Genomic DNA, 11,784 nt, shown 5'->3' on the forward strand with positions numbered 1-11,784 from the left:
CCGTCGATTCGCTCGACTTGCATGTATTAGGCACGCCGCCAGCGTTCGTCCTGAGCCAGGATCAAACTCTCCGAAGAAATGTTTGACTTGCTCATTTGCTTTTTTGATAGTGTGTGCTCACTTAAAAATTTAACGTTGGCGCTTTGTTTTGTTCAGTTTTCAAAGAGCAATATTTCTCATCGCTTTTTAGCGACTTTGTTAGTATAACACCCTTCAAACATAAAGTCAACAATAAATTATCATTTACTTGTTTTTCTTTTGTCTCAAGCGGTGTATTTAATATATTAGCACTTGCATTTAAATAAGTCAATGCAATCTTTTAAAATCCCCTTCATTTTTTTCACGAACCAGCTTCTTCTATATATACACCACTTTCTTTCTATAGAAGCCGGACCCTGCCATTGAATTATCAAAAACAGGAGGGCAGCTGATTATAGCCACCCTCCTGGTAGAAATGATTATTTATTAATGGTAATTACGTCCGCTTCTTCTCTATCTACATTTCCGGCCTTTTCGATCTTCACACTTTCACCTTCGGAAAGGTTAGTAAAGACGATTGGCGTAATGATAGAGCTGGCATTGTTTTTGACATACTCTATATCAACTTTGAGCAATGGCTGTCCGCTTGTCACTTTATCTCCTTGAGAGACTAGCGCTTCGAAACCTTTGCCTTCTAACTTAACTGTATCGATCCCGACATGTATCAAGATTTCACGACCAGCTTCGGAAACGATGCCTATTGCATGTTTAGTCGGGAATAGATTTACGATCGTACCGTCTACAGGAGAAACAACCAATCCTTCCTCAGGTACAATGGCAAATCCATCACCCATCATTTTTTCAGCAAAAACTGCATCAGGCACTTCTGTGATCGGCTTTAATTCCCCTTTAATAGGAGAAACAAAGCGCTCGGAAACTTCATCCGTCCGTAAAGGTTTCGGCACGACATCCTCGATTTGATTTTCCACACCCTCTTCAGGAGATGCTTCTACTTTACGAGGCCTTTTTCCATCAATGATATCTTTTATTTGCCCCTTGATCGTTTCTGAACGAGGTCCGAAGATGGCCTGGATGTTATTGCCTACTTCCAGAACTCCAGCGGCACCAAGTTTCTTCAGCCTATTTTTATCAACGTTACCGATGTCATTGACTGATACACGAAGACGGGTAATGCAAGCATCCAAGTGAGAAATATTTTCTTTTCCGCCCATAGCATCCAAGATATCCCCAGGAAGACTCCCAGCTGTACTTGCAGATCCGCCATCTTCCTCATCCTCTTCCACTTCACGGCCAGGAGTTTTAAGGTTAAACTTCCTTATCGCAAATCGGAATCCAAAGTAATAGATAACCGCAAGGACTAAACCTACCGGAATAACAATCCATGCATTGGTTTGCGGATTGATTAAACCAAACAGTACGTAATCGATCAAACCACCCGAGAACGTCATCCCGATTTTCACGTCCAGTAAATGCATGGTCATGAAAGATAGACCTGCGAACAGACAGTGAATCCCGAAAAGAACCGGTGCAACAAATAAGAATGCAAATTCAAGTGGCTCAGTAATTCCCGTCAAGAAAGATGTAAGTGCCGCAGAAGCCATCAAGCCCCCGACTATTTTCTTTCTTTCCGGTCTTGCTTCATGATAAATGGCCAAAGCCGCAGCTGGTAACCCGAACATCATAAATGGATATTTACCAGTCATGAAGGTACCTGCCGTTAAATTCTGAACGCCATCTTTAATTTGTGCCATGAAGATGGCCTGGTCTCCTCTGACTGGCGTTCCCCCACCTTGAGGGATATAGCTGCCAAATTCGAACCAGAATGGCGAATAGAAGATATGATGCAACCCAAAAGGAATCAGCGCACGTTCTACAACCCCAAACACGAAAGCTCCCAGAGTCAGGTTAGCACCCAACATATTTTCGGAAAATGCATTTAACCCCGATTGAATCGTCGGCCAAACCAAGATCATCAGCAACCCAAGAATAACTGCACTTGCGGCTGTTACAATGGGTACAAAACGTTTACCTGCAAAGAATCCTAAATATGAAGGCAGTTCAATTTCATAAAACTTATTATACATAACAGCAGCCATGACACCGACAATAATACCGCCGAACACACCAGTTCCCAACGTCGGGATTCCCAGAACATTGGTATACACAGCACTATTTTTCGCAATGTCGGCAGCGTCAATGCCAAGAACAGTTCCCATCGTTACATTCATAATCAAGAAACCGATAATCGCCGCCAAACCGGCAACACCATCTCCGCCAGCTAACCCAATTGCGACTCCCACAGCAAACAACAAGGGAAGATTCCCAAAAATAATATTCCCGGCATTCTCCATTACGGATGCGACCATTTCCACTCCGCCACTCGCAAGAAACGGGGCGATATCCAACAAAGTTTCGTTTTGCAATGCATTACCAAACGCAAGCAAAATTCCGGCCGCTGGTAAAATGGCTACAGGAAGCATCAAAGCTTTACCGATTTTTTGCAAAACACCAAACAACTTCTTAAACATAGGTTTTCCTCCTCTTTACTGTTTTTCCATGCTAATAAAACGGTTACATTTACGATGGTATTCATCTTCCCACGCATCAGAATTCAAATACAAAAAAGGCATAAGCAAAGATAGGATTGAAATGAAAATTCAGGTATATAATACCCTCTTTCATAACAATCATTCTCCTCACTTATGCCTGATCGAATCAGTAACACGTAAGTTAATGTATGTTTATTTAATTTTCTTTTGTAATCGTTGGATATGCATCGTTAAATAGACAGCTTCCGCATCACAAACCGGTTTGCCTAATTTCTGCTGCATAATTTTTATTAGCTTCCAAGAGATATTGTAACACAAAGGATATTCTTCTTTCAATAGCATTGCTATTTTTTCAGGTTCCTCTACTTTTTCCCCAGCCAACACCCTGTCTATCATGAATCTTAAATGACGGACCAAACGTGAATAGTCTATGCTATCCTTATTAATTTTCACATTGAGCTGTTCTTCAACAACTTGGATTAGCTGATAGATTAACTGCGAATGCTGATTGACTTCCGATAAGTCTTTATTTGATATCGCGCTATGAATATGAAGCGTAATAAAACCGATTTCCCCTTGGGGCAGGCCTATGCCTGTCTTATCTTGAATTAATTCTACTACATCGACAGCAATATCATGTTCAAAAGGATAAAGGGTTATCGTTTCTTTCAAGAATGGGTTTTTGATAGTCATTCCTTGTGAAACACGCTGAAGGGCGAACAATAAATGATCAGTTAAACCGACATGTATATGTTCATTGAGTTTTCCAGTTACTCGGTCGTTAATGAGATGAATGGATTCTATAATGGCAGCTTGAAGATTTTGATCGATCTGCGGCAAAAGTTTTTTGTAACTTTCCTGTTCTTTGACATTTTTCAGGACAAACGTTTTCTCCGCAAGTTCCGGACTTAACTCTTCGCCTTTCTTTCGGTTGAAGCCTAAGCCCTTTCCAATAGAAACGACTTCTCCATACGACGGATGCGTGGCAATCACCACATTATTGTTCAAAACCTTTTCAACGATAAAACCATTCATTTTTCTCCCTCTTTTTTTCTCAAAGTCATCCCTATGCCCCATACAGGATAAAGTACTTAGTACTTAGTCCTTTTACTATACACGATATGAGCTTTCTCTTACAACATGAAAGAAGAGCCCCGAAATCAGGACTCTCCTTACTTATTGCATTATTACTTCAAGAAAATGAAATATAGTAGGAAAACGACTCCAAGACCCCACATGATTGGGTGAACCTCTTTAGCTCTCCCTTTCATGGACATGGTGATCGGATAGAAGATGAATCCGCAAGCTATACCTGTCGCAATTGAATATGTCATAGGCATCATGATGACCGTAAAGAAGGCCGGAACCGCAATTTCAAACTTCTGCCAGTCAATATTTTTAAGTGATGATGCCATTAATACTCCGACTATAACCAATGCCGGCGCAGTCACCGCAGATGTCACCACAGATAGAAGCGGGAAGAAGAATAGGGATAGGACAAAAAGCAACCCTGTCACTACAGCCGCAAAACCGCTTCGTGCACCAGCGGCAACACCCGATGTAGACTCTACATAAGATGTCGTGGTTGATGTACCAAGAATTGCACCTGAAACGATGGATAATGAATCAGCAAGTAATCCTTTTCCCACTCTAGGAAGAACATTATCCTTCATCAAACCAGCTTGTTGCGCGACAGCCACCAACGTACCGGCTGTATCAAAGAATGCTACGAACAAGAAGGTCAGTATCACGATTAACATTTGACCAGTGAAGAGATCACCGGGATTTCCGAAGGCACCGAACGCAACCCCGAATGTAGGAGCTATGCTAGGTACGGCACCAATTATTTTCTCCGGCACCGGAACTTGACCAAAAATCATTCCTGCAATGGCTGTAATGACCATTCCTATGAACACACCGCTTTTGACGCCTCTCGTCATCAAAATGACGGTTACGACAATTCCGAACACAGCCAATAGAGTATTTCCTGATGTCAAGTCGCCCAGTCCGACAAGGACGCTGTCATCATTCGTGATGATTCCAGCATTCTGAAATCCTACAAAAGTAATGAATAAACCGATACCGGCACCAACTGCGTATTTCAATTCGACTGGAATTGCATTAATGATTTTCTCACGTATTCCCGATAGGGAAAGCAAAACGAAGATAATACCTGAAATCAATACTCCTGACAAAGCCGTCTGCCAAGGAATTCCAAAACCAAGCACAACGGTAAAAGCAAAGAAAGCATTCAATCCCATCCCTGGTGCAAGCGAGATTGGATACCTGGCTATTAGCCCCATCAATATCGAGCCGATTGCGGCTGCCAAGGCGGTCGCTGCAAAAACCGCTCCGTAGTCCATTCTCAACTCATCCGGATAGTCCTCGATGCTTTGTAAAGTCAGCATCACAGGGTTAACAACCAGGATATACGCCATTGAAAGGAACGTAGTCAGTCCACCAAGTATTTCACGGCGATAATTAGTTCCCAGCTCGTTAAACCGAAAATAATTTTTCATTATGAGTCTCCCCTATCATAAAATCGTGCCAACAGAAAATGCCCCATTCGCTAACGAACGGGGCTTGACTGCGGTCATGTAAAGAAATGGCGGTTTATCCACGCCAATCCTTCCATATCGTAGTCAAGCCGTTCACGGCAGCTTGGTAGAAACTTTTGGGCCATATCCCCAATATTATACGACAATTATGTTTTTTTATTATTATAGGTATAGTGTATCAGTCACTAAAATAATCGTCAATATACCAAACGAATATTTTTTATGTAATTTTAGGCAATGTTCGTTTTTCACTATATATTCCATACTTATTATGGCTATATCTTCGCCAACATACGTGAAATGTAAGTAATCTACAGATTCAAATACTATTTTAACAAAAAAAAATCAGTGAAGGATATTCCCTTCACTGATTGGATGATTTTAATCTTCTATTCCCACTCGATCGTTGCAGGTGGCTTAGACGTAATGTCATAAACTACGCGGTTTACATGGTTTACTTCATTAACGATTCTCGTTGAGATGATTTCAAGTACATCCCAAGGGATTCTTGCCCAATCGGAAGTCATTCCGTCAATGGATGTAACCGCACGGATCCCGATTGTATAATCATACGTACGCGCGTCGCCCATTACCCCTACGCTTCGAATGTTAGGAAGCACCGTAAAGTACTGCCAAATTTCGCGTTCCAAACCATTCTTTTTGATTTCTTCACGTAAGATATGGTCAGATTCACGAACGATTTCAAGTTTTTCATCTGAAATTTCACCTAGTACACGAATACCTAAACCTGGACCCGGGAATGGTTGACGCCAAACGATTTCGTCCGGAATGCCCATTTCACTACCAAGTGCACGCACTTCATCCTTGAACAGGGTGTTCAAAGGCTCGATCAATTTAAATTGCATATCTTCCGGCAGACCGCCAACGTTGTGATGCGATTTTATTGTTTGTGCAGTGGCCGTACCACTTTCAATAATGTCTGTGTAAAGTGTACCCTGTGCAAGGAAATCAATTCCTTCAAGCTTCGTTGCTTCGTCATCGAATACATAGATGAACTCGTTACCGATGATTTTCCGTTTTTGTTCCGGATCTGAAACGCCAGCAAGCTTCGATAGGAAACGTTCTTTTGCATCGACCTTGATTACGTTCATATTGAAGCCTTCACTGAATGTTTCCATTACACCTTCGGCTTCCCCTTTACGAAGTAATCCATGATCAACGAAAATACATGTCAGCTGATCGCCAATCGCTTTATGGATCAATACTGCAACAACGGATGAATCCACACCGCCGCTCAATGCGCATAACACTTTTTTATCTCCGACCGTTTGGCGGATTTTCTCCATCTCTATTTCAATGAAGTTCTCCATTGACCAGTCACCTTTGCAGCCACAAACGCCGAATACGAAATTTTTCAAAATGTCATTACCGTATACGGAATGACGGACTTCAGGATGGAATTGCACGGCATATAATTTACGTGACTCGTCACTCATAGCCGAAATTGGGCAAGACGGGTTCGTCCCATCAATTTGGAAACCTTCAGGCGTTTCCACCACTAGATCACCATGGCTCATCCAGACGATCTGTTCTTTCGGCAGGTCACTGAATAACTTGGACTCATTTTGGATGGCAAGTGTCGCTTTTCCGTATTCACGGTTTTTAGCTGGTTCCACCTTACCGCCAAAATGTTTAGTCATAAGCTGCATGCCATAGCAAATACCGAAAATCGGAAGGCCCATTTCGAATATGCGTTCATCACAACCAAATGCATTTGCATCATAAACACTATTCGGACCCCCTGAGAAAATGATTCCCGTTGGGTTCATTTTCTCGATTTCTTCTACAGTAATTGTATGTGGATGAAGCTCACTGTACACACCAAATTCACGGATACGACGAGTGATCAATTGATTATATTGGCTTCCAAAATCAAGTACTACGATCATTTCCTGGTTTTTTTGCAATTCTGTTTTCCCCGGCACAAACGTCACCTCTATCAATGTAATTCACTCATAAAATCGAGTGATAATTTCTTATAAAAAATATTATCATAAAAAAAGAAAAACTAAAAATCCACCCTCAAAAATACAGAAAAAGTATAGACGAAGGCAGATTTTCAGCTTTCCTGTTAAAATCCGCCTTCATAGTCAAATCATTTACGGTGATTCGGTAGAAACTTTCGATCCATATTATCGAGGATATATGAAGGATATATTAGTTTAAGTTAGTTTTTGTTATTGTATCAATATAATAAAAACCTGGTCAAGAGCTAGTTTTTCTCATTAAGCTTTCCCAACCCTTTTGAAAGTGTTTCCATTCGCCATCTTCCACGTCTCCACGATATATCATTAACTCGTAGCCAGCCGTCAATTCAGTCATCTCATCCGTATCGTACACTGCATCCACATAGGCGGCGTACTCCCTTAAGGTTTGCCCCTCCGGCCGAACTAAACCGGCTCGTTTTAATTGTTTCAATAAAATTATATAGGCTGTCGAGAAATGAGCACCGGTTTTCTTTCTATAACGAAGAATCTGCAGATGAGGAATCCACTTCCTTCTGAAGAAATAACCAATAGAAGCGAAAATCAATGCACCTGACAGTGAGATGGCAGTCCATTTTAAGAACCCAGCCATGTTCCCGATACCCGTTTTCACGGATGATTGAGTTTCCCTATCGGGTGTATCCTGGCGTTCCCTGTTCACTTTCTTTGTTTGCTCTTCATTAATTGGAGTTTCTTCAGAGTTCTTGATCGCTTCCTGTTTCAATTCCGAATCGTAAAATTCAACTTCCCCATTGAAACCCTTTGTCGGCTCGAAGGGAACCCAGCCTATCCCTGAAAAATAAACCTCGACCCAGGAATGTGCATTATTATTGGTTACCTTATAAACGGATTCGCCATCAAGGATTGTTTTTTCCCCTTCCGTATAGCCCTTTACCCACCTTGCAGGTATATTGGCGGCTCTTAGCAAAACAACCATTGCACTTGAAAAATTATCGCAATACCCTATCTGTGTCTCAAATAAAAATTGATCGACATAATCTTGATTGCTCTCCGGATATGGAATATCGTCCTTAGAATAAATGAATTCAGGTCCGTCAAAATAATCCTCAATGGCTTTAGCTTTATCGTACCAATTCTTTTCATTCCTTGTAAGCCCGGATGCCAATTCATATATCCGGTTTGGCATACCCTCTGGAAGCTGCGTGTTCTTTTCCATTAAAAAATCCATTGATTCGTCAGGTTCCGTTACCTTCCTTAACTCAGCTATATCGAAACTCGGCATATCATAGACCAGTTCATACTCTTTCATGGATAGTCGTTCGCCATTATCCTTTTCAGAAATAACTTTGTCCATCCCCTCATAATATTTGAAAACCATCCCGTTTTTGCCCTCAATCTTTTTCAAATACCCGGACTGCGGATGAAGGATATGGGAATATGATTCTGTCATGGACACTTTTGCCGACATCTCTTCTGTCCTCACCACTTCAGGAACGTCATAAATATCTAAAGATGCCATGTCCTGCCCGTTGGAAAAAGTGTGAAAGTCCGTTTCCAGTATGGAAACCCATCCTTTACCGGTATAAATATCCTTGTTCTCGACTTTCCAGTAATGTCCTGCAGGAGCATTATTATAAAAAACGATGGAACCATCCGGCTCTATCGATCCGCCAAGATCCGAATCGTCTTCATCATATCCGACACTTTTACGCTTCGAACCACCGTCTTCTTTCCCCGCTTTATCAGAATAAGAGGTAATATAAGGCACCGGGTCCGGCCACTGCGGGGAGAGCTTTGGGGCAGCGAAACCGACAAGAACACTCATCAATATCATGCCGGTCAGCATTAAGATCCACTTATTGATGGAAGCCATCGAAAACTTAATCCGCTCCTGTACCGTAAGTCGCACCAGGGACAGCAGGCCTAACATCAAGAACCCGATGATGATGATTCTAATCATTGCCTTATCCCCCACATAGGGAGTGAATGTGTCAAGTACAGATATAAAAATCACCGTTAACATAAAAAAGAAAAAAATGCTTTGCCTTACCATCACCCAGTAATGAATCAAATACGTTACAAGCCACAAAAGGACAAAAAATAGAAATGTTCGAAATGGATTTGTGATCAGCTCCCATTTACCATCGTATATAAAACCAAGATTGGCCGTAAAATCCGCTAGGAAGCCTTCTTTCAGCCATAATAATTGAAATAAGGCGCCTTTTGAATGGAGGAACTGCAATGAAATCATTATATAAGCAATAATGAGAATAAACCGGATTGACCAATGTATGCGGAAATAATGCAGTAGCAGGGAATAGAGTAAAAATACGATAAAAATGATGATATTACCTGTATCTGTCAGTTTATCGACAGGCCTCAGCCACTCAGTAATCAACAACAGACCAAATACATACATGAGGACGTGCATGAATCTTTCCAACCTTGCAGTGGTGACATTCATTTCGCCATCACCTCTGATCTGTCAGACTTTAGTTGGCCATGTTCAAAAAATCTAACCTTTATCCCCCTCGAAACAGCTGCAGAGCTTGACAACTTCTCCTCATCAGTAAGATACGCCTGTTTCTTCACACATAACATTAATCCCAGATTAGGCCGTAAAGCACTCAATATGTCCACCTTTTCTAAGGTTAAGTCTGAAACGATGAAGATCACAGCAGCATTTGCCGGAAGAATTCCCTTCCTGACATTTTCGTTCAAATCATTTGCCACTCTCGGCTCTTCTTTAACAAGTTGGTAAAAAATCTTTCGTTTCTGGTTATTGCCCGCTGCTGCCGGTATGATTAACCTCGATTCCCTGCTCACATACCCAATTTCCATGCCTTTCTTTAACAGGGCGTGTGCAATGGAAGCAGCCATTTCAATGGATTCTTCGAATAAATCCGACGGCTTTTCATCAAGCATGATGAATACATCCCGGTTTTTCTGGACTTCGAATTCCTTCGTCATGATTTCACTCGTTCTAGCCGTCGCCTTCCAGTTAATCCATGACAACTGATCGCCTGGCTGATATTCCCTTACCCCGGAAACAACTGAATGTTCCCGTTGTGTTTTCTTTGCTGAAACCACTGCACCCTGATTGAACACTCGGTCAAGATCACTGTAGCCAAGCTCATGATAACGAGGAAAAACAGTTATTTTCAAAGGTGAACTATATATCGCTTCCTTTTCGACTAGCCCGAAAAAATCACCAATCCAAAAGCGGATCGATTGAAACGAATGCTCTCCGCGCTGCAAGTCTTCCAAGATATATGACATGCTGAAGGTACGCTTGAATCCCGGAAAAATAATTATTTTCCTTTGGAATCCCCTATCTTCCATCTTCTGAGGCAATTCCTCCTCTACCACCATGAATAATAGGGGCAGCCGATTTTTACGGGTAAACCTCAATGCTATCTCAACAGATTCGCCGGCCTGGCATTCCCTTTTATTGACCTTTCTCTCAACGGTAAAATCATGCAGCGGATAAACAAGCAGAATCAAAGCGTACACAGAAAACGGCAAAAATGAATAAAAAATGAACCAACTGACAAAACCGCCTTGAAACATTGCATAGCAAAAGGAAACGGCCATGAGTAATACAAGTCCGATCACACTCATATTTCCTCTTAAAATGTTGATGAATTTGCGCATTAGGTCACAGCCCGCTTCACTGGCACTTGTGTTGTCGCGACAATTTCATGTATCACCATTCCAGCATCGAAGCCATCATAATTCGCTTCAGGTTTCAAAATAAGCCGGTGGGAAAATACGAATGGAACTAAATATTGAACATCGTCCGGCAGGACATAGTCCCTGCCCTGGATCAACGCATAAGCCTGGGCTGCTTTCATCAATGCTATCGATCCACGCGGACTCACCCCTAAATAGACCCCTTCATGCGAACGTGTTTGATTCGCCAATTCAACAATGTATCGTTTTATTGTGTCATCCACTATCACCGCTTTTACCTCACCCTGTAATTCTATCAATTCATCCAAGGTGATGACGGATTCCAGCTCCTCAAGCGGTGCCGTGTATTGAGCTCTATGAAGAACCTCAATCTCTTCTTCCACACCGGGATAGCCCATTTTCATTTTTAATAGGAATCTATCCAATTGAGCCTCCGGAAGCGGATATGTTCCCTCGTACTCGATCGGATTTTGCGTCGCCATTACGAAGAACGGCTTCTCCAATCCTCTTGTGACACCATCAATCGTCACACTTGCCTCTTCCATTGCTTCAAGTAATGCAGACTGAGTTTTCGGCGAGGTCCGGTTAATTTCATCGGCTAAAATAATATGTCCCATTATCGGACCTGGCCTAAAAATGAATGCTTGTTCCTTAGGATTGAAGATCGAAACACCAGTAACATCAGAAGGAAGTAAATCAGGTGTAAATTGAATTCGCTTAAAGCTTGCACCTATTGATTTTGCCAGTGCCCTTACCATGACTGTCTTTCCGACGCCCGGAACATCCTCCAATAAGACATGTCCGCCGGAAAGGAGTGCCACGATGCTCAGTTCCGCTATATCCCGTTTTCCGATAATCACCTTTTCGATATTCCCCAGAACCATTTCCAGTTTTTGATTAACCTGCTTATAAATCATTCTCTACCTCCCGGGATTCACATTATCTTTACCTTCTCTATATCACACTTTTTACATTAAGCTCCAATTAAACCTTACATTGTAAGTTTACTAGATAATC

Annotated in this window: 7 protein-coding genes, 1 rRNA gene and 2 riboswitches; all 8 genes read right to left on the reverse strand. The window is 41.8% G+C overall.

From position 1 onward, the window contains the following. A 16S ribosomal RNA gene (locus tag MPH60_RS25995) occupies positions 1-77 on the reverse strand; the annotation flags it as partial. A 381-nt stretch (positions 78-458) separates the two neighbouring features. Further along, positions 459-2,528, reverse strand: a complete 2,070-nt coding sequence (ptsG, locus tag MPH60_RS26000) for a glucose-specific PTS transporter subunit IIBC (protein ID WP_241594516.1) — start codon at positions 2,526-2,528, stop codon at positions 459-461. A gap of 213 nt (positions 2,529-2,741) precedes the next feature. Continuing rightward, positions 2,742-3,584, reverse strand: a complete 843-nt coding sequence (glcT, locus tag MPH60_RS26005; RefSeq protein ID WP_241594515.1) for a glucose PTS transporter transcription antiterminator GlcT — start codon at positions 3,582-3,584, stop codon at positions 2,742-2,744. Positions 3,585-3,736: 152 nt separating this feature from the next. Then, positions 3,737-5,068 carry an NCS2 family permease gene (locus MPH60_RS26010; RefSeq protein ID WP_241594514.1) on the reverse strand — a complete coding sequence of 444 codons (1,332 nt, stop codon included), beginning with the start codon at positions 5,066-5,068 and terminating at the stop codon, positions 3,737-3,739. Positions 5,069-5,168: 100 nt separating this feature from the next. Beyond that, a riboswitch (purine riboswitch) is annotated at positions 5,169-5,270 on the reverse strand. Positions 5,271-5,496: 226 nt separating this feature from the next. Continuing rightward, positions 5,497-7,053 (reverse strand): glutamine-hydrolyzing GMP synthase, encoded by a 1,557-nt coding sequence (gene guaA, locus MPH60_RS26015; protein WP_283916613.1) that lies wholly within the window; start codon positions 7,051-7,053, stop codon positions 5,497-5,499. A 142-nt stretch (positions 7,054-7,195) separates the two neighbouring features. Then, positions 7,196-7,297, reverse strand: a riboswitch (purine riboswitch). 36 nt (positions 7,298-7,333) lie between these two features. Beyond that, positions 7,334-9,538, reverse strand: a complete 2,205-nt coding sequence (locus tag MPH60_RS26020) for a transglutaminaseTgpA domain-containing protein (protein WP_241594513.1) — start codon at positions 9,536-9,538, stop codon at positions 7,334-7,336. Next, positions 9,535-10,695, reverse strand: coding sequence for a DUF58 domain-containing protein (locus MPH60_RS26025; protein ID WP_241594512.1), 1,161 nt, complete (start codon positions 10,693-10,695; stop codon positions 9,535-9,537). Before MPH60_RS26025 ends, MPH60_RS26020 begins: the two co-directional genes overlap by 4 nt. 32 nt (positions 10,696-10,727) lie before the next feature. Further along, a complete protein-coding gene (locus MPH60_RS26030; RefSeq protein WP_241594511.1) occupies positions 10,728-11,684 on the reverse strand; it encodes an AAA family ATPase in 957 nt (318 codons plus the stop codon). Between the last annotated feature and the right edge of the window lie 100 nt (positions 11,685-11,784).

Source organism: Peribacillus sp. Aquil_B1 (genome assembly GCF_022603275.1).
In the GTDB taxonomy this organism is placed as follows: domain Bacteria; phylum Bacillota; class Bacilli; order Bacillales; family DSM-1321; genus Peribacillus.